Source organism: Shewanella sediminis HAW-EB3 (assembly GCF_000018025.1).
Taxonomy (GTDB): domain Bacteria; phylum Pseudomonadota; class Gammaproteobacteria; order Enterobacterales; family Shewanellaceae; genus Shewanella; species Shewanella sediminis.
In genome coordinates, this window is record NC_009831.1 from 5,485,897 (window position 1) to 5,505,042 (window position 19,146).

18 protein-coding genes are annotated in these 19,146 nt (G+C 45.4%); all 18 read right to left on the reverse strand.

Going from position 1 to position 19,146, the window contains the following annotated elements; all coding sequences use genetic code 11:
- Positions 1-55 precede the first annotated feature (55 nt).
- The 18 genes from SSED_RS23435 to SSED_RS23520 all read right to left on the reverse strand — a co-directional run bounded on the left by SSED_RS23435 (position 56) and on the right by SSED_RS23520 (position 19,113).
- Positions 56-2,194: a TonB-dependent receptor gene (locus SSED_RS23435; protein ID WP_012144812.1), complete on the reverse strand. Its 2,139-nt coding sequence runs from the start codon at positions 2,192-2,194 to the stop codon at positions 56-58.
- Positions 2,195-2,423: 229 nt separating this feature from the next.
- A complete protein-coding gene (gene glmU, locus SSED_RS23440; RefSeq protein WP_012144813.1) occupies positions 2,424-3,791 on the reverse strand; it encodes a bifunctional UDP-N-acetylglucosamine diphosphorylase/glucosamine-1-phosphate N-acetyltransferase GlmU in 1,368 nt (455 codons plus the stop codon).
- Between the two features lie 195 nt (positions 3,792-3,986).
- Positions 3,987-4,415 carry a F0F1 ATP synthase subunit epsilon gene (locus SSED_RS23445; protein ID WP_012144814.1) on the reverse strand — a complete coding sequence of 143 codons (429 nt, stop codon included), beginning with the start codon at positions 4,413-4,415 and terminating at the stop codon, positions 3,987-3,989.
- 59 nt (positions 4,416-4,474) lie between these two features.
- A complete protein-coding gene (gene atpD, locus SSED_RS23450) occupies positions 4,475-5,851 on the reverse strand; it encodes a F0F1 ATP synthase subunit beta (protein WP_012144815.1) in 1,377 nt (458 codons plus the stop codon).
- Positions 5,852-5,886: 35 nt separating this feature from the next.
- A complete protein-coding gene (gene atpG, locus SSED_RS23455; protein ID WP_012144816.1) occupies positions 5,887-6,747 on the reverse strand; it encodes a F0F1 ATP synthase subunit gamma in 861 nt (286 codons plus the stop codon).
- 47 nt (positions 6,748-6,794) lie between these two features.
- Positions 6,795-8,336, reverse strand: a complete 1,542-nt coding sequence (atpA, locus tag SSED_RS23460; protein WP_012144817.1) for a F0F1 ATP synthase subunit alpha — start codon at positions 8,334-8,336, stop codon at positions 6,795-6,797.
- A gap of 14 nt (positions 8,337-8,350) precedes the next feature.
- Positions 8,351-8,884, reverse strand: a complete 534-nt coding sequence (atpH, locus tag SSED_RS23465) for a F0F1 ATP synthase subunit delta (protein WP_012144818.1) — start codon at positions 8,882-8,884, stop codon at positions 8,351-8,353.
- Positions 8,885-8,900: 16 nt separating this feature from the next.
- On the reverse strand, positions 8,901-9,371 hold the full coding sequence (atpF, locus tag SSED_RS23470; protein WP_012144819.1) for a F0F1 ATP synthase subunit B: 471 nt from the start codon (positions 9,369-9,371) through the stop codon (positions 8,901-8,903).
- Between the two features lie 37 nt (positions 9,372-9,408).
- On the reverse strand, positions 9,409-9,660 hold the full coding sequence (gene atpE / locus SSED_RS23475) for a F0F1 ATP synthase subunit C (RefSeq protein WP_011639455.1): 252 nt from the start codon (positions 9,658-9,660) through the stop codon (positions 9,409-9,411).
- A gap of 66 nt (positions 9,661-9,726) precedes the next feature.
- Positions 9,727-10,521, reverse strand: a complete 795-nt coding sequence (gene atpB / locus SSED_RS23480; RefSeq protein WP_012144820.1) for a F0F1 ATP synthase subunit A — start codon at positions 10,519-10,521, stop codon at positions 9,727-9,729.
- Positions 10,522-10,524: 3 nt separating this feature from the next.
- Positions 10,525-10,917, reverse strand: coding sequence for an ATP synthase subunit I (locus SSED_RS23485; protein ID WP_012144821.1), 393 nt, complete (start codon positions 10,915-10,917; stop codon positions 10,525-10,527).
- Positions 10,918-11,143: 226 nt separating this feature from the next.
- Positions 11,144-12,028: a ParB/RepB/Spo0J family partition protein gene (locus tag SSED_RS23490; protein ID WP_012144822.1), complete on the reverse strand. Its 885-nt coding sequence runs from the start codon at positions 12,026-12,028 to the stop codon at positions 11,144-11,146.
- A gap of 15 nt (positions 12,029-12,043) precedes the next feature.
- Positions 12,044-12,832 carry a ParA family protein gene (locus SSED_RS23495; protein ID WP_012144823.1) on the reverse strand — a complete coding sequence of 263 codons (789 nt, stop codon included), beginning with the start codon at positions 12,830-12,832 and terminating at the stop codon, positions 12,044-12,046.
- 90 nt (positions 12,833-12,922) lie between these two features.
- Complete coding sequence (rsmG, locus tag SSED_RS23500; protein ID WP_012144824.1) at positions 12,923-13,543, reverse strand: 16S rRNA (guanine(527)-N(7))-methyltransferase RsmG; 621 nt, start codon at positions 13,541-13,543, stop codon at positions 12,923-12,925.
- Positions 13,544-13,665: 122 nt separating this feature from the next.
- Positions 13,666-15,564, reverse strand: a complete 1,899-nt coding sequence (gene mnmG / locus SSED_RS23505) for a tRNA uridine-5-carboxymethylaminomethyl(34) synthesis enzyme MnmG (protein WP_012144825.1) — start codon at positions 15,562-15,564, stop codon at positions 13,666-13,668.
- A 460-nt stretch (positions 15,565-16,024) separates the two neighbouring features.
- Positions 16,025-16,465: an FMN-binding protein MioC gene (gene mioC, locus SSED_RS23510; RefSeq protein ID WP_012144826.1), complete on the reverse strand. Its 441-nt coding sequence runs from the start codon at positions 16,463-16,465 to the stop codon at positions 16,025-16,027.
- A 230-nt stretch (positions 16,466-16,695) separates the two neighbouring features.
- Positions 16,696-17,496 carry a bifunctional 2-polyprenyl-6-hydroxyphenol methylase/3-demethylubiquinol 3-O-methyltransferase UbiG gene (gene ubiG / locus SSED_RS23515; RefSeq protein WP_012144827.1) on the reverse strand — a complete coding sequence of 267 codons (801 nt, stop codon included), beginning with the start codon at positions 17,494-17,496 and terminating at the stop codon, positions 16,696-16,698.
- Positions 17,497-17,709: 213 nt separating this feature from the next.
- Positions 17,710-19,113, reverse strand: a complete 1,404-nt coding sequence (locus SSED_RS23520) for a methyl-accepting chemotaxis protein (protein WP_012144828.1) — start codon at positions 19,111-19,113, stop codon at positions 17,710-17,712.
- Positions 19,114-19,146: the final 33 nt, after the last annotated feature.

Consider the following 19,146-nt stretch of genomic DNA (forward strand, 5'->3'; position numbering starts at 1 on the left):
TTTCGCTATTCTCTTTAACCCATTTTTACCGCTTCTTTAAATCTTAGGTTCGGGCTTAAAACTTAGCTTCCAATGCTAAGCCGAAGTGACGTCCTTCACCTACTGTAACATCGGTAGTTGTACCACCGGCCAGGTAATCGACATCGAACAGGTTCTTAATGTTCAGGCGAACACTCACATCGCTGCCCATCACATCCATGCTATAGGCTGCGCCCATATCGAAACGCACGTAGCTATCTTTCGAGATAGTGTTATCGGTATTAGCGAATCGCTCACCCACATAGATGGCACCGAAGTTCAGCGCTAAGTCGTCGGTCATCTCGTAACGGGTCCACACGTTAGCCGACCACTCTGGAGCATCGACAGGTGTCATGCCGTCTAAATTATCTCTGTCGTTAGCACCGGTTTCATACTGAGCGTCAAGATACATCATTGAGCCAGTCATAAACCACTTCTCACTCACCTGGCCCTGAGCGCCCATCTCGAAACCTTTATGACGCTGCTCTCCACCTTGGGTGGTGATTTTAGTGTCATCACCGATAGGCGTGGTTAGATCTTCAGTAACTGTGACGTTTGAAACTGTAATATCGAATACGGCACCGGTTAGCAGTAGGCTGCCATCGAAGAGTTCCCACTTAGTACCAATCTCATATTGCTCACCATATTCAGGGTCAAGGTTCATCTTGTTATTTACATCATCTTCATCGTTGACTATGCCCTGAGGCGTGAAGCTCTTAGAGTAGTTGACGTAGATGCTACCGTTAGCGGCTGGTGAGTAGATAACACCAAACTTCGGCGAGACGGCGTAGCTATTATTACCCGCGCCCTCTTTCTTCTGCTCGTCATAACGCACGCCGGCAAGTACCTGCCACTGGTCATTGATAGAGATTAAATCCTGAATATAGAAGCCGTAGTGCTTATACTCACTCTCATATAGTGTCTCATCACGGTTGTAATCGAGATCAGGCTTAGGCAACGGCTGACCAGGCATAACGAGTTGCTTCTTCTCACCTGAGTCCTTTAACTGACCATAGTAGTAATCCAGCATGTTAGCGCCGAGCAGGAACTGATGCTCTAAGCCACCGGTCGAGAAGTTACCGACGAAGTCGACATAACTGGTCTTATGCTGCCAATCATCATAACGGTCGAAAGGACTCACATAGTAACCATTTGTCATTGGGTCATCTGAGCTGCTGATCATCGATGGTGAAGAGTCTAGACGCTGACGATTAAACTGCTGATCGTTATAGCCCGCTTTCACCTTCCAATCATCATTGATGTGATAAGTCAGATCGACGCCCATGTTACTGATGGTATTGTCGGTAAACGCCCAAGGCTGATCCCAGATAATGTCGTTGCCACCGATAAGCTCTCCACTGCTGTCTAACCAACCGCCACGGTCGATACCGGTTTTGTCTTGGGTATGGTCATACTTAAGCGACAGTAACAGGTCGTCGGTGATATCAAATTCAAGATTCAGATAACCTAACCAGCGATCACGCTCCTGGTTGGACCCGTCCTGGTATTCTCTCCAGTATTGTGTGTCCTGTTTAACCAACACGGTACGGTAGCGGATCGTTTGATCTTCATTCAGGCTGCCACCGGCATCAAGCTGATAACGAGTAGAGCCATGTTCATCGGTATCGAAGCCGAGTTCAAACATAGTGTCATAAGTCGGTTTCTTGGTGACCATGTTGATCAAACCACCGGGGCCAGATTGACCATACAACATGCTCGATGGACCCTTGAGTACTTCCACCTGTTGCAGTGTTTCAATCGGCTGCACATAGTGAGACCACTGCTGCTGGCCATTAATCAGATAACCGGAACCAGAAGAGAGCTCGAAACCACGAATGCTAAACACCTGCCGGTTCCACTTCTCACTGCCACCGGTAACACTGGAATCATTCACTAAGACTTCAGAAAGGTTCGTTGCCAGCTGCTCATCGGTCACAAAATCAGGAATGACAGTCACAGATTGTGGGGTATCCATAAGGCTGATATCACCACGCATCGCACCCGAAGCGCTGCCAACCTTGTAATCATTGAAGTTACGACCAGTGACACTAATGCGCTCAATATTAGCGATACCCGGCTCACCAGTTAGCTCCTCGGCAATAGCGGGAATGGTTGCAAGTGCAGACAGAACCGCGACACTGATAGATGAATACTTAAATGATCTCTTGAACGACATGGCCAACCTCAAAAATGGATACCAAACAAATGTTGAACGCAATATAAATGAGAATCGTTTTTATTTAAGTTTCTTTACGGAAATTTACAAAAGTAAGTGACCGAGTGCTAAATTAATAAATTTATCAGCTCAAAAGCGAGGTCTATCGACGACTTTCCAGGTAGGATTTTCTGCGTAGTTAAAACAAAAAAGCGACCCGTTCGGGTCGCTTCGATGTATGTATCACGGCTTAGCTTTTAGGTTTCTTAACCGGTCTTGCCCAGCCAGTCAGGTGACGCTGTTTAACCCGGGTAATAACCAGCTCGCCTTCGGCTACATTACTGGTAATGGTCGAGCCAGCACCGAGTGTCGCCCCCTTTCCAATAGTAACAGGAGCCACAAGTTGAGTATCACTACCCACGAATACATTATCTTCGATAACGGTAAGGTGCTTGTTAGCGCCATCATAGTTACAGGTAATGGTACCTGCACCAATATTAACGCCGCAACCAATCTGCGCATCACCAATATAGGCCAGATGACCCGCCTTCGAGCCCTCACCCAACACAGCTTTCTTCATCTCTACGAAGTTACCGATATGGGCATCACGCTTTAGCTCGGCGCCCGGACGAAGACGTGCAAAAGGTCCGGCACTGGCCTCAACACCCAATTTGGCATTCTCAACGATTGAGTAAGGCTTGATCTCGGCATTATCCCCAATCTCACAATCGATAAGAATTGCACCGGCGCCGATAGTCACATTATTACCTATGGTGACCTTACCCTGAATGATGACGTTGATATCTATCATCACATCCATGCCGACGGTGACGTCGCCACGAATATCCAGCCTTGCAGGGTCTCTGAGATTCGCACCTTCGAGCATCAGCTTCTCTGCTGCGCGAGCCTGATATGCACGCTCAAGCTGAGCCAGCTGAACCCGGTTGTTAGCCCCCTCAACTTCAATAGCCGATTCAGGCTGAGCCGTCGTGATCTCAACGCCATCTTTATGGGCCATAGCAACGATATCGGTAAGATAATACTCGCCTTGGGCGTTATCTGATGATAACTGACCAAGCCAGGCTTTGAGTTGCTTACCGGGTGCCGCCATTATGCCTGTATTGATCTCATTGATAGCAAGCTGCTCTGCACTGGCATCTTTCTGCTCGACGATACCGACGACCTTATTTGCCTCACGAACTATACGACCATAGCCCATAGGGTTAGCTAAGTTTACCGTTAATATTGCCAAGCCATTATCTTCTCTTGCGGCAAGCAGAGCCTCTAATGTCGAAGCCTGAATAAGGGGCACATCACCATAGAGGATCAAGACAGTATCATCGTCGCCAATATTATCATTTGCCTGAGCTACCGCATGGCCGGTTCCTAACTGTTCAGCCTGCAGAACCCAATTAAGTTGCTGCTCACCCAACACACTCTGCAGCTTTTCCGCACCGTAGCCATACACCAACTGAATAGCATCACTACCAACACTATGAGCCGTGTCGATCACATGCTGCACCATACTTTTATGGGCGATAGGGTGTAAAACTTTAGGTAGTTCCGAGCGCATGCGGGTTCCCTTGCCTGCGGCCAAAATCACTACGTTCAATGCCATGGAGTTATCCTTGAGCTAAAAGCTGCTGAAATTCTATGAAGAGGTCTAATTTGTGCGCTGATTTTAACGGAAAAGCGGGGAAAAGCGAAGAGGGTTCGAGGTTCGAGCGCCTAGGTCCTAGTTCCTAGATTTCTCGCAACTTCTTTAAAAACAAAAAAGGCGCCATTAGGCGCCTTTTTTCATCAAACAATGACCTTATCTGGCAATGTTCTTCTTGATGGTTTCGACAACGCGTAATTGAGCGATAGCCTGAGCTAACTCAATTGCTGCTGCTGCGTAGTTAAAGTCGGCGCCAGCATCCGCAAGAGCGGTTTCTGCACGACGCTTAGCTTCTACAGCTGCTTGCTCGTCAATCTCATCGGCACGCAATACGACGTCAGCCAATACTGAAACAGAAAAAGGTTGAACTTCCAGGATACCACCCGAAAGATAAAACACCTCTTCACTTCCATCTTGCTTGACGATGCGTGCCATGCCAGGTTTGATATGTGTCAGTAGTGGCGCGTGACCAGGCATAACACCTAGATCACCTTCTGAACCGGTTACTTGTAGGTGTGCTACAAGGCCTGAATATATGCGACTTTCTGCACTTACTATATCAAGTTGTACTGTCATGGCTGCCATCCGTTCTCCTTAAACTATTACTCTACACCAATGCTTTCACACAGGTACAGAACACCTAGTTATTTTTTGTTAGCTTTCTCAACGGCTTCGTCGATAGAACCAACCATGTAGAACGCTTGCTCTGGAAGGTGATCGAACTCACCATCTAGAATACCCTTAAAGCCACGAATGGTGTCTTTAAGAGAAACGTACTTACCTGGAGAACCGGTGAATACTTCTGCAACGAAGAAAGGCTGTGAAAGATATTTTTCAATCTTACGAGCACGGAATACAGTTGTCTTATCATCATCTGATAATTCATCCATACCAAGTATCGCAATGATATCTTTAAGCTCTTTATAGCGTTGTAGCTGAGTCTGTACACCAGTAGCAACATCATAATGCTCTTGGCCAACAACCTGTGGATCCAGCTGACGTGAAGTCGAATCCAATGGGTCAACCGCTGGGTAGATACCCAGAGAAGCAATGTTACGTGACAATACAACAGTCGCATCTAAGTGAGCGAAGGTTGTTGCTGGTGACGGATCCGTTAAGTCATCCGCAGGTACGTATACGGCTTGAACAGAGGTAATAGACCCTGTCTTAGTCGATGTAATACGCTCCTGAAGTACACCCATCTCTTCAGCCAATGTTGGCTGGTAACCTACTGCTGATGGCATACGGCCTAGCAGTGCAGATACTTCAGTACCCGCCAAGGTGTAACGATAGATGTTATCAACGAAGAAAAGAACATCTTTACCTTCGTCACGGAACTTCTCGGCCATAGTCAGACCAGTCAGTGCCACACGTAGACGGTTTCCTGGAGGCTCGTTCATCTGACCATATACCATGGCCACTTTATCGAGAACGCCAGAATCTTCCATCTCGTAGTAGAAATCGTTACCCTCACGAGTACGCTCACCTACACCGGCAAAAACTGATAAACCAGAGTGTGCTTTTGCGATGTTGTTAATAAGTTCCATCATGTTGACGGTCTTACCAACACCAGCACCACCAAACAGACCAACTTTACCACCCTTAGCGAATGGACATACAAGGTCAATAACCTTGATACCAGTCTCTAAAAGTTCAGTGGAGCTTGACTGATCTTCATATGAAGGAGCTTCACGGTGGATCACATAGCGATCTTCTTCACCGATAGGACCCGCTTCATCCACTGGCTCACCCAATACGTTCATAATACGGCCAAGGGTTTTTTCCCCAACCGGAACAGTAATTGGTGATCCAGAGTTAACAACCTCAAGGCCACGACGCAGACCATCTGAAGAACCCATAGCGATGGTACGAACTACACCACCACCTAGTTGCTGCTGAACTTCCAGCACCAAGCCTTCACTTTTGATCTCTAGAGCGTCATATACCTGAGGTACGGCATCATGTGGAAACTCAACGTCCACAACCGCGCCAATTACTTGGACAACAGTACCTGTGCTCATGATTAATCCTCTAAAACTTGTATTCGTTACCTAACCTAAACCGCTGCAGCACCTGCAACAATTTCCGAAAGTTCCTGCGTAATCGCAGCCTGACGGGCCTTGTTATAGACTAACTGCAAGTCACTAATAAGATCACCGGCGTTGTCAGTTGCAGATTTCATAGCAACCATACGGGCTGCTTGCTCAGATGCAAGATTCTCAACAACACCTTGGTAAACCTGCGACTCCACATAACGTACCAGTAAAGTTTCCAAAAGTTCTTTTGGATCTGGCTCGTATAGGTAGTCCCAGTGATGAGAAACCTCATCAACCTCAGACTTAGGCAACGGTAGCAGCTGTTCGATCACTGGAGTCTGACTCATAGTATTCACAAATCTGTTGAATACTACATACAGACGATCCAATTTACCTTCGTTGTATGCTTGTAGCATGACACGTACTGTTCCGATCAAGTCAGCGAGCTTTGGAGCATCACCTAAACCTGAAGCGTATGCAGATACCTGTCCGCCGAAGCTATTGAAGAACTGTACACTGCGAGCACCAATGGGGCAGAATTCAACTTCTACGCCTTGCTCTCGCTGGCTCTTCACGTCTGCGACAACCTTTTTGAAAAGGTTGACGTTCAGACCACCACAAAGACCACGGTCGGTTGATACAACAATGTAACCAACCCGCTTGGCCTCTCTCACCTCTAAATAGGGGTGTTTATACTCGAGAGAACCTTGCGCCACGTGACCGATCACCTTACGCATATTTTCTGCATATGGACGACTAGCTGCCATGCGATCTTGTGCTTTACGCATTTTACTCGCGGCAACCATTTCCATAGCAGACGTGATCTTCTGAGTGTTTTTAACACTCGCGATCTTGGTTTTAATCTCTTTAGCGTTGGCCATCTTAACTCTCCAATCTGGACCTGAGGCGCCTTACGACACCTCTGTTTTTACCAGGTTTGGGTTTCAACGAACTTGTCGAGACTGGCCTTCAACTCACCTTCGATGTCGGCATTGTAGCTGCCAGTATCGTTGATGGTCTTCATAAGCTCAGCATGCTCGCTGTTCATGAAAGAGAGCAGAGACGCTTCGAAATCACCGATTTTAGCTAGCTCAATACTTTTTAAGTAACCTTTTTCAGCTGCAAAAAGAGACACAGACTGATCGGCAATACTCATAGGAGCATATTGCTTTTGCTTCATTAGTTCGGTAACACGCTCACCATGCTCAAGCTGAGCACGAGTTGCATCATCTAAGTCAGATGCAAACTGTGAGAACGCTGCAAGCTCTCGATACTGTGCTAGTGCGGTACGGATACCACCAGACAGTTTCTTGATGATCTTAGTCTGCGCTGCACCACCAACACGAGAAACCGAAATACCTGGGTTAACAGCAGGACGTAGTCCAGAGTTAAATAGGTCAGTTTCAAGGAAGATCTGACCATCGGTAATCGAAATTACGTTAGTCGGTACGAAAGCAGAGACATCACCCGCTTGAGTTTCAATAATCGGTAGAGCAGTCAAAGAACCGGTACGGCCTTTAACTTCACCTTTAGTGAACTTCTCAACATACTCAGCGTTAACACGTGAAGCACGTTCTAACAGACGAGAGTGAAGATAGAATACATCACCTGGGTATGCTTCACGTCCTGGTGGACGTTTTAGCAACAATGAAATCTGACGGTAAGCAACTGCTTGCTTAGACAGATCATCATAGACAATAAGTGAATCTTCACCGCGGTCGCGGAAGTACTCACCCATTGAACAGCCAGAGTATGGAGCCAAGTATTGTAGTGCAGCAGCTTCAGAAGCTGTAGCAACAACAACAATGGTGTTCGCCAAAGCGCCGTGCTCATCAAGCTTGCGTACCACGTTAGCGATTGTAGAAGCTTTTTGCCCTACAGCTACGTATACACATTTAATGCCTGAATCTTTTTGGTTGATAATGGCATCGATCGCCAAAGCGGTCTTACCGATTTGACGGTCACCAATAATCAATTCGCGCTGTCCACGACCGATAGGGATCATAGAGTCAACAGCTTTATAACCAGTTTGCACTGGTTGATCTACTGACTTACGTTCAATAACGCCTGGTGCGATTACTTCAACAGGTGAGAAACCATCGTGTTCGATAGGTCCTTTACCGTCAATTGGTTCACCCAATGTGTTGACAACACGTCCTAATAGACCGTTACCAACAGGGACTTCCAAAATACGGCCTGTTGTTTTTACTTTGTCGCCTTCTGCCAAAGAGGCATAAGGGCCCATTACTACGGCACCGACAGAATCACGTTCTAAGTTCAACGCGATTGCAAAACGGTTACCAGGCAGCTCGATCATTTCACCTTGCATCACGTCGGCTAGGCCGTGGATGCGGATGATGCCGTCACTAACTGCAACGATAGTACCTTCGTTGCGAGTTTCACTAACGACTTCGAACTGCTCGATCCGCTGTTTAATCAGATCGCTGATTTCAGTGGAATTCAGTTGCATGCTCAAACTCCCAATTACGATTGCAGAGTATCAGACAGACGCGAAATTTTTCCGCGGACCGAGCCATCAATGACCAGGTCTCCTGCCGTGATAATTACACCAGCTACAAGGCTGGCATCTATGCTGCAATTCAGCTTAACTTTGCGTGCGAGACGTTTCTCTAAAGAAACACTAATATCCTGTTGCTGTTCTGAAGTAAGCTCAACAGCTGAAACTACAGTAGCTTCAATCTCTTTTGCCCACTCATTGCATAGTTCAACAAATTGTTGAGCCACAGCAGGTAGTACTTCTAAACGACCGTTTTCAGCCATTACCTTTAACAGATTTTGACCTTGCTCATTGACCTGCTCACCACAAACTCCAATAAAGAGTTCGGCAAGCTTATTGCTGGCTAATCCGCCGGCAAGCAGTGGCTTAATGGTTTCGTTTTCACTTACCATAGCCGCGAAGTTCAGCATCTCTGCCCAACTATCAACTGCGTTGTTTTCAATAGCAAAATCAAACGCTGCCTTTGCGTAAGGACGAGCGATGGTGGTTATTTCAGCCATAACTCAAACTCCTTATTTAAAGTTCAGCAACAAGTTTATTAACTATGTCACTGTGGGCGGCTTCATCGATAGAACGCTCAAGAATCTTCTCAGCACCATAAATGGCAAGAGTAGCAACTTGCTTACGCAAGTCTTCTTTAACGCGATTACGTTCAGCTTCAATTTCTGCTTGACCCTGAGCGATAATTTTAGCGCGCTCAGCATCTGCTTCGGCTTTTGCTTCATCGACGATCTGAGCTTTACGTTTGTTCGCTTGCTCAATGATCTCGTTAGCAGTAGCTTTGGCGTCTTTTAGTTGGTCAGTTGCTTTAGACTGAGCCAACTCCAGGTCTTTTACGGCACGGTCAGCGTCAGCTAGACCGTCGGCAATCCTTTTTTGACGCTCTTCGATGGCATTCATCAAAGGGGGCCAAACAAACTTCATGCAGAACCACACGAAGATAATAAAGGCAACCGTCTGACCGAGTAGGGTAGCGTTGATATTCACAACAGCCTCCTATTTAAATTAAAGACAGAAGCGTTTATTACAGCATTGCACCTAGTGGATTGGTGAAAAGCATGAATAATGCAATACCAACACCGATCATAGTTACCGCATCAAGAAGACCAGCAACGATGAACATTTTAACTTGTAGCATAGGAGCCATTTCTGGTTGACGCGCAGCGCCTTCCAAGAACTTACCACCTAGCAGGCCAAAACCGATAGCGGTACCTAGTGCACCCATACCAATTAGCAGAGCAACAGCAATAGCTGTCATGCCTAGAACAGTTTCCATCTCTATCTCCAAATATTCTAAATCTAGTTAGTTTTTGATTTAGCTAAAAAATTTCTTCAGCAATTCTTAATGATCTTCATGCGCCATGCTTAAGTAAACAATTGTCAGCATCATGAAAATAAACGCTTGTAGAGTAATAACCAAAATATGGAAAATTAACCAACCTAGTTGTAATGTTACACCTAGGGCAGATAACGCCATGTTAGCACCATACATCAACGCAATAAGAATGAAGATCAACTCACCTGCATACAAGTTACCGAACAGACGCAATGCCAATGAAATTGGCTTAGCAATCAGAGTTACGGTTTCTAACAAGAAGTTGACGGGTATCATTGCCCAATGGTTAAAAGGCTGCATAGTCAGCTCTTTAACAAAGCCTGAGATGCCTTTGACTTTAATGCTGTAGTAAATAATCAGCAAGAACACACCAATAGCCATGCTAAAGGTAATGTTTAAGTCTGTCGTTGGTACAACTTTCATGTAAGGGATACCAGCAGCAGCTGCCAGTGATGGGATCCAGTCAACTGGAACCATATCCATGAAGTTCATCATGAATACCCAAACAAAAATAGTTAATGCCAACGGAGCAATAACAGGATTGCGGCCATGGAAGGTTTCTTTCACGCTAGAGTCGACAAACTCAATGATCATCTCGACAAAACACTGAAGTTTGCCGGGAACACCTGTAGTTGCCTTCTTTCCAACGCTACGGAATAGCCATAAGAACAGAACACCAAGCCCAACCGAAAAGAGCAACGAATCAATATGCCATGTCCAGAAGCCTTCACCAACACTTAAGTTGGTAAGGTGGTGCTGGATATAGCCCTGCGGTGTTAACGCTTCACCAGTTGCAGCCATGATTCATCCCACTTTACTTTGCTTGAAAAATAAAGGAGCCGTCCAATGCACGATTAACGCTAAGGTGTAACAAACAAAAAGAGGCATAAAGCCAATCTTAAAATTGATAAACACTAGCGAGAACATAGCTATGGTTAACAGCAACTTTACCGCTTCCCCCCAGTAAAAAGTCTTCATGACCTTTCCTGCTGAACTTGCTCCCGTATGGGAAAAAGCGAGGGTTGCGAATACAAAATTAGGAAGTACAGCGATAGCACCACCTGCCAAGGCAGACAGACCAGACTGAACCCCCCACATGGCGAAAAAGAAAACTGAAGCACCCCCAGCCACCGCCGCCTGCATCAAAACCAATTTATAGGCAGACCACCGGCCACGACGTGCTAAAACCTTACTCAATTTACCTTCTCCGCATTTACGCTTTATTGTTTCGATGACCGGATGACAAATATCCGAATCATCTATAGCGACAAAAAAGCTTGCGAAAGTATACCTTTTCAGGCCTTCAAAGCAAGTTTAAGCTGAGGAAAATCGAGTCTTTTAGCGTGATCTAGCGCCAAATCTGCAAAAGCATAAATTTAACACATGTCACAAAATTACATAATATGACGTTAACGTCAGTTTTTTAGCGGATTCTGTCGATAATACCGTCTAATTCAGCGAGATCTTGATAGTTTATTACCAATTTTCCTTTACCCTTTTTATTGTGGGTAATAGAAACTTTCGCACCTAGACGTTCGACTAATTGACTTTCGAGGCGGGCAACATCGTGATCTTTTGCAGGTTTATCTACAGTTTTAGGCGGATTTAGTGTTTTAGTGACTAATCGTTCAGTTTCACGAACAGTTAATTCTTTCGCGGCAACTAACCTTGCGATAGTTGTCTGTTCGTCACCTTCAATAGCAAGCAAGGCTCGGGCATGGCCCATATCGATATCACCATACTCCAGCATACGCTTTACAGGCTCATTAAGACCATTCAGACGCAGTAGATTAGAGACAGTAGCGCGAGACTTACCCACGGCCCCTGCGATCTGTTGATGGGTTAAATTAAACTCTTCCATTAATCGTTGAAGCGCTATTGCTTCTTCCATCGCATTGAGATCTTCACGTTGAATATTCTCAATCAGCGCAATGGCTACAGCCGATTCGTCGGGCACCTGTTTTACAATACAAGGAACCTTATCAAGCTTAGCTAACTGGGCGGCGCGCCAACGACGTTCACCGGCAATGATCTCAAACATCTCAGGAGATATCTTACGAACAACAATTGGCTGGATAATTCCCTGGACTTTTATTGACTCAGAAAGCTCTTCGAGTGCCTCCGGAGACATATCTTTACGAGGTTGGTACTTTCCAGGCTGCATAAGGTCAACATCAAGTATCAATAAATCATCATTTTTAACTGATTCATCAACAACTTCACTTGCTGCTTGCTTACTATTTGCCGCGTGGCTAGTGCTGAGTAATGCATCTAAACCTTTGCCCAAACCGCGTTTTTTTACTGTCATTTCCATTGCCTTTGTTTAAGCTTGCTCAACCTGTTCGTGCTGTTCGGCACGACGAATAATCTCTCCAGCCAGAGCAAGATAAGCCTTAGCTCCTGCGCTGGATTTATCATAATACATTGCCGGAGCCCCAAAACTTGGTGCTTCGGCTAACCTGACATTTCTGGGAATAACGGTTCGGTAAACCTTTTCACCAAAATGCTGTTTAAGCTGGTCCGATACATCGTTAGATAATCGATTACGTGGATCATACATGGTGCGTAAGATCCCCTCGATATGCAGACCAGGATTAACCATGGAGCCTAATTTGCTAATGGTATCCATCAGCGCTGTCAGGCCTTCCAAGGCATAATACTCACACTGCATAGGCACCAGAATAGAGTCTGCAGCAGACATAGCATTGACAGTCAGCATGTTCAATGAAGGCGGGCAATCGATAAAAATAAAATCATAATCGTCTTTTATCGGGGCTAATGCATTTCTTAACCTAATTTCCCGAGCAAAGAACTCCATAAGTTTGATCTCAGCGGCGGTAACGTCACCGTTACCGGCAATAAGATCATACTTTCCGGTGGTATCTTTATAGACAACTTCGTCAAAAGATTTCTCATCGACCAATAATTCATATGCCGTATTTTCGACACTGTACTTATCGATACCACTACCCATGGTCGCATTACCTTGGGGATCGAGATCGATCAGCAGCACTTTGCGCTTAGTGGCGGCCAGAGATGCCGCAAGATTCACACAAGTTGTTGTTTTTCCGACGCCACCTTTTTGGTTAGCCACGGCAATCACTTTACCCACAATACCATCCTGTATGTCGCGTTCGTATAATCGACACTATTGAAACCCATACCAAATTGCTTGAACCATTAAAAAAATGCAACTTTATCGCTATTTTTTGATAACTCTCAATAGGTGTCGCTGCTCATCCAGGCGAGGTACCTTGAGCTCAATCACATCGGTAACTTCAAATTCTTCAGGAAGTTTTTCCATTTCATCTTCTGCAAGCTGACCTTTCAGGGCGTAATAACACCCATCGTCAGTCGGAAGGTGATGACACCAATGCAGCATATCTTCAATCGATGCAAAAGCACGACTCAAGACACCATCAAATTTTGTCTCAGGCTGGTAAGCCTCGACCCGGCTCTCTACCGAACTGATATTCTTGATGCCTAACTCATGCTGAACCTGCTTTTGGAAGCGGATCCGCTTACCTAAGCTGTCTAACAGGACGAAGGTTTTATCAGGATTCATAATGGCCAGAGGAATACCAGGTAGACCCGGTCCCGTTCCGACATCGATAAAACGTTCACCCACAAGATGTGGTGAAACGGCAAGGCTATCCATGATATGTCTGATCAGCATCTGCTGCGGATCTCGAATCGACGTCAGATTGTAGGCCTTATTCCACTTGTTGAGCATCTCAACAAAACCAATAAGCTGTTTTTTCTGCTGCTCGGTCGCAGACAGATTCATTTCAGCCAGATACTCATCTAATTGGGCAGATAACACAGGATTAATCCTTAATAACGTACGAAAATCGAAACTGTTGACATTATGAAGCCCAGAAAACACTAAGGGAAGCGCTAAAAGCCAATATAAATGGGCTTTGGCTTCCCTTACAGGCAAATAAATTAGCTTTTAGAAGGGTTTTTACGTAATAGACCGCGTCGCTTCAGATGGACCAGTAAAATAGAGATCGCAGCAGGCGTCATTCCCGAAATTCTCGAGGCCTGACCTATAGTTTCAGGCTTATGATCGTTAAGCTTAGCGATAACTTCATTTGAAAGACCCGGAACTTCCTGATAATCAAGCTCTAACGGCAAACCTGTCGTTTCATGTTTTATCGCTTTATCGATCTCATCTTGCTGGCGTTGGATATAACCCGAATATTTAACTTGTATCTGCACTTGCTCTGCAGCACGCTGATCTTCGAGTGCCGGACCGAATCCCTCTAAGCTCATCAACTTCGGATAATCCATCTCCGGACGGCGAAGTAGATCTTCGAATGATGCTTCACGAGAGATTGGGGTATTCAGCTCAGGGTTTAATACCTCGAGCAATGGCGAGTTAGGATGAACCCACTGGCTTCTTAAACGTTGAAGTTCGAGTTCGATAGACTCTCGCTTCTTATTAAATTTAGCCCAGCGATCTTCATCGACCAATCCAATTTGATGACCCTTCTCGGTCAGACGCAGATCGGCATTGTCTTCACGCAGTAACAGACGATACTCCGCGCGGCTGGTGAACATACGGTAAGGTTCTTTGGTACCCAAGGTAGATAGATCATCGACTAACACACCAAGATAGGCTTCGTCACGACGAGGACACCAGCTCTCTTTGCCCTGAACCTGCAGTGAAGCATTCATACCTGCCAATAATCCCTGAGCACCAGCTTCTTCATAACCGGTCGTACCGTTGATCTGTCCGGCAAAGAACAAACCTTGAATAGATTTAGTCTCTAAAGAGTTTTTCAGATCTCGAGGATCGAAGTAATCATATTCGATGGCATAACCAGGTCTAATGATCTCGGCATTTTCCATGCCCTTGATCGAACGTACTAAATTTAATTGAACGTCGAAAGGTAAGCTTGTAGATATACCGTTAGGGTAGATCTCATTAGTATTTAAGCCTTCCGGCTCAATAAATATCTGATGTGAACTCTTGTCGGCAAAACGATTGATCTTATCTTCGATAGAAGGGCAGTAACGCGGCCCGACACCTTCGATAATCCCCGAGTACATGGGGCTTCGATCTAATCCACCACGAATAATATCGTGAGTTCGCTCGTTAGTATGGGTAACGAAACAGGAGACCTGACGCGGATGATGACTCACATCACCAATAAACGACATGACAGGCAATGGTGTATCACCTTTCTGCTCAGTCATCAGATCGAAGTTAATGGTATTCGCGTCAATTCTTGGTGGTGTACCCGTTTTCAAACGTCCAATACGGATCGGTAGTTCACGCAATCGATCTGCCAGCGCGATCGATGGTGGATCTCCTGCTCGACCACCGCTGTAATTCTGCATCCCGATGTGAATTTTACCACTAAGGAAAGTCCCTGCAGTTAACACGACAGCCGGCGCTTCGAAGGCCAGTCCCATCTGAGTGACCACACCAGTTACCTTGCCATTTTCAACAATAAGATCGTCTACAGCTTGTTGGAATAGTCTTAAATTCGGTTGGTTTTGAAGTATTTCCTGGATCTTAGCCCGGTACAAAGCTCGGTCTGCTTGAGCACGTGTTGCTCGCACTGCCGGGCCCTTGCTGGAATTAAGTGTTCTAAACTGAATACCTGCATAGTCAGTGGCAATCGCCATTGCTCCGCCTAAGGCATCAATCTCTTTTACCAAATGTCCTTTACCGATCCCACCAATGGCTGGATTACAAGACATTTGTCCTAAGGTATCGATGTTATGCGTCAGCAGTAGGGTTTTTGATCCCATTCTGGCTGCAGCTAACGCAGCTTCAGTACCGGCATGACCACCACCGATAACAATTACATCGAACCTTTCATGAAAATGCATTAGTAAACCTTAAATTTAAACTTTAGTCGGTAACGAACAAACTGTGATTTTGAGCTGCGCATTTTAGCATTTGATCCGTGTCAGGTGAAAGATCAATTTCACTGCTCAGATCGAGTAAGGATCTGCTTAATAGATCTTAAGATCTTTATATAGATCCTTTATTATTCTTACTATTAAGGGAGCACTTTTCTGTGAGTAAGCGATTTTTCCTTTTTATAATCAATACTTAAAAACGATCAGATCCTGTGATCTATTAGCGATCAAACCGAATTAAGCTTGGGGATAGATCGCCTACTTATCCACAAGGTGGATCATTGACCCGATCGGGTGTTGATTAATACAGGAGTTGAACAGATCAAAATAATAGGTTATCCACATATTTATCATTTGAGATCGTAATATGTGGATAAAGTAGATCTAATCTGTGCATTGATCCTATAGTTATTATTTGCAGGGGATCTTAAAGTTGATCTTGCCATTGGGTTAACCAAGCCAGTGCGGGGTCTTCTGGAATATGATCGTATTGAATATCTATCTGGATCTTATCCACATAGACTTGTGCACCGCATTCCTCCAGCACTTTTGATAGTTTTTCAGGTCCCAGACAAAAAGTGTCGTAACTTGAATCACCGATGGCACAGATGGCAAATTTTGTCTGGCTAAGATCGGGTTTTTTAACTGCGATCTCATCGAAAAAGGGCATAATATTGTCTGGTAGATCGCCCGCTCCGTGCGTCGATGATACGATCAACCACAAAGATTTAGGGTCCAAATCGGTGAGTTTTGGGGTCAAATGGATCTGATTCTCATGCCCAAAACGGGTCAACTGAGCCGCCAATTCATCTGCTACATATTCGGCTCCACCTAAGGTAGTGCCCACTAAAAGTTCTATTTTTGGCATATATGTTCCTGATCTCATCTTCAACTGAGCGATTTAATACTTATATAAAGCGTCAGATCGACATTCATCTATCTAATTTGTCGTTACGATCTGCGTTATGTTTGCGCTAATCATAAGGTATAAGCCGACTTTTACTAAGCAGATTGCTGTTTAAGATGTGTAAATGGGGACCAGGACACTGCTGGTTCGCTAGGTGAGAACGATATAATTGGCTTAATAGAGTGAACGTATTAGTTTTTTATCGCATATAGCAGGTAGTTTACGTCGGTGCTATTGGTCACTTTCCACTTTTTAGTCAAAGGGTTAAAACTCATTCCCTCAGCTTTGACGGTACGTAAACCGTGGGGGGTTATCATGGCATCCATCTCTTTCGGTGTAACGAAAAAACGCCAATCGTGAGTCCCTATGGGTAGGTAACGCATCAGATATTCGGCGCCGATAATGCCTATCAGGTATGATTTTATTGTGCGGTTTAGTGTAGCCATGATCAGCAATCCACCCGGTTTGAGTAGTTGGCAACAGGTATGAATCAATGCTTCTTGATCGCCTACATGTTCGATGACCTCAGTGTTGAGTACCACATCATACTGATTAGTATCAGTTATTCTCTCTTTTTCTCCAGTGGTTAATAGTGATTCAGCTAAACAATGCCGATAGTCTACGGTCACCGAGTTACTGTTAGCATGCTGCCGTGCCAGGGCAATATTGTGGCTACTGGCATCGATACCACTCACTCTGGCACCTTGCCAGGCTAATGGTTCGCAAAGCAGGCCTGCACCACAACCGATATCGAGCAGTGATAGATCGCTAAAGGGGACATCTTGATTAAGATCTCTTTCAAAATGGTAGGCGATGGCATCCTCTATCGCGATTAACCTTGTCTGGTTAAAGGCTAAGACATGCTTAAATTTCCCTTTAGGATCGCGCCACTCATTGGCTAATGCATTGAACTTAGCGATCTCTCTTTCGGTGTCCAGCGCTGATTTTCTTTCGTTGTTCAGGCTTGGGCTTAGGTGGCTTTTATCTAACATGAAGCTAATCGTGGTGTGAATGCTTGTTCTATTATATACGCAACAGGGGAAGTGTGCGTTTAAGCTTAGTAGTTGGCAGGGAGAAAATAAGTGATATTTAGGGGGAGGGCTACACCATTACTCATTGATATTAAAGTCATTGTTTGTGTTTTAATAAAAAGCTGTCGAGTCACGAATGACATCGACAGCTCTACTCATTATCAGCAACCGTTATCAGACCTTAAGATCTTTCATCAGATTTTCCAGCACATCGGCTTGGCTGTTTAAGGATTCTATCTCGCTGGCTGTCTGAGTAACCATTACGGCAACACTTTCAGAACCAGCTCGCACCAGATCCACATCGGAGGCGATATTGTCTGCCACGGCGCCTTGCTCTTCGGCTGCTGCGGCAATTTCAATACTACGATCCGCGATATATTGGTTTTGGCCCGATATTTCGCTGATGTTCTTACTCACCGACTCCATGAGTGTCTCACTGGTTTCGGCTTCGGCGACTGTCTGTTCAATCACAGTGATTAGGCCCTGACTGTTACTCTGCAGCGCCTCGATCATCTTCTGAATTTCTACTGTGGCAGTCTGTGTTCGCCCGGCCAGGGTACGAACTTCATCTGCGACAACGGCAAAACCTCGTCCCTGTTCACCGGCTCGGGCTGCTTCGATAGCGGCGTTAAGCGCAAGCAGGTTTGTCTGCTGAGAGATGGCGTTAATGGTAGAAACCACATCATCGATCTGTGAGGCACTCGAGTCCAAATCTGCCACGGCACCGGATGCCGCATTGATTTCAGCTGTCAGCTTTTTAATCGCTCCCTGAGTCGACTCAACCTGAGATAGTCCTAATGTTGCCGTTTGCGTAGCCTCACTGGTTTGAGTCGAAGAGTCATGGGCATGACTCGCCACCTCACGAATAGAGGAGGCCATCTGTTCGGTTGCACTGGCCAGTGAATCGATACGCTCCTGCTGTTGACTGGTTAATTTGGCGTTTTCATTACTGCGTTGACGTAACTGAGAGCTGATCTGTTGAATAAGGGCGATCGCTTCCTGAGTGGTTTTCACCAACAGATGTTCACGCTCCGAAACTCTATCGATCGTCTGAGCAATAAGGTTGAATTCATTACGCGCCGGCGCATATGCAATCCGGGATGCGAGATCGCCATCGGCCAGACGCTTAAGAGCATCGTACATATTAAAGAGTGCACCACCCATAAATGTCTTAATGTAATAGGAGCTCATGATGATGAGGCCGATACAGAACAGGATAATGGCGTAATGCCCCAGACCTAAAGTAGAGAAAAATCCCGGTAGCGCTTTGGCACTTAAAGTCACGTTTGTATTGGGAACTGTTGTGGCGAATTGCCCCTGACTTCCAATCTGGAGGTTGCTGTTAGCGAGAATGCCGGACAGCTCACTTTGACTTAAATCTGTTTTGGATATCAGATTCGATACTAGGTTAATCTCTTGCTTTAACTGCTTATTTTTCTGATCTTGTTCGGCACTGATTAAGGTTAGGCTAACGATGAGTATTGCCAGCAACGAAGAGAAAAACAGGATTAAAAAGTTTTCCTGCAGTTTTACATTTACCAGAAACTTGTCTATCCAACGGAAAGCGACTTCTTTCATGATGATCATCCTAAATTTGGCGTGATAGTTGGC

Coding starts and splice junctions, on each gene's coding strand:
- SSED_RS23435 (WP_012144812.1), bottom strand. CDS start 2,194: ATGTCGTTCAAGAGATCATTTAAGTATTCATCTATCAGTGTCGCGGTT.
- glmU (WP_012144813.1), bottom strand. CDS start 3,791: ATGGCATTGAACGTAGTGATTTTGGCCGCAGGCAAGGGAACCCGCATG.
- SSED_RS23445 (WP_012144814.1), bottom strand. CDS start 4,415: ATGGCAGCCATGACAGTACAACTTGATATAGTAAGTGCAGAAAGTCGC.
- atpD (WP_012144815.1), bottom strand. CDS start 5,851: ATGAGCACAGGTACTGTTGTCCAAGTAATTGGCGCGGTTGTGGACGTT.
- atpG (WP_012144816.1), bottom strand. CDS start 6,747: ATGGCCAACGCTAAAGAGATTAAAACCAAGATCGCGAGTGTTAAAAAC.
- atpA (WP_012144817.1), bottom strand. CDS start 8,336: ATGCAACTGAATTCCACTGAAATCAGCGATCTGATTAAACAGCGGATC.
- atpH (WP_012144818.1), bottom strand. CDS start 8,884: ATGGCTGAAATAACCACCATCGCTCGTCCTTACGCAAAGGCAGCGTTT.
- atpE (WP_011639455.1), bottom strand. CDS start 9,660: ATGGAAACTGTTCTAGGCATGACAGCTATTGCTGTTGCTCTGCTAATT.
- atpB (WP_012144820.1), bottom strand. CDS start 10,521: ATGGCTGCAACTGGTGAAGCGTTAACACCGCAGGGCTATATCCAGCAC.
- SSED_RS23490 (WP_012144822.1), bottom strand. CDS start 12,028: ATGACAGTAAAAAAACGCGGTTTGGGCAAAGGTTTAGATGCATTACTC.
- mnmG (WP_012144825.1), bottom strand. CDS start 15,564: ATGCATTTTCATGAAAGGTTCGATGTAATTGTTATCGGTGGTGGTCAT.
- mioC (WP_012144826.1), bottom strand. CDS start 16,465: ATGCCAAAAATAGAACTTTTAGTGGGCACTACCTTAGGTGGAGCCGAA.
- ubiG (WP_012144827.1), bottom strand. CDS start 17,496: ATGTTAGATAAAAGCCACCTAAGCCCAAGCCTGAACAACGAAAGAAAA.
- SSED_RS23520 (WP_012144828.1), bottom strand. CDS start 19,113: ATGAAAGAAGTCGCTTTCCGTTGGATAGACAAGTTTCTGGTAAATGTA.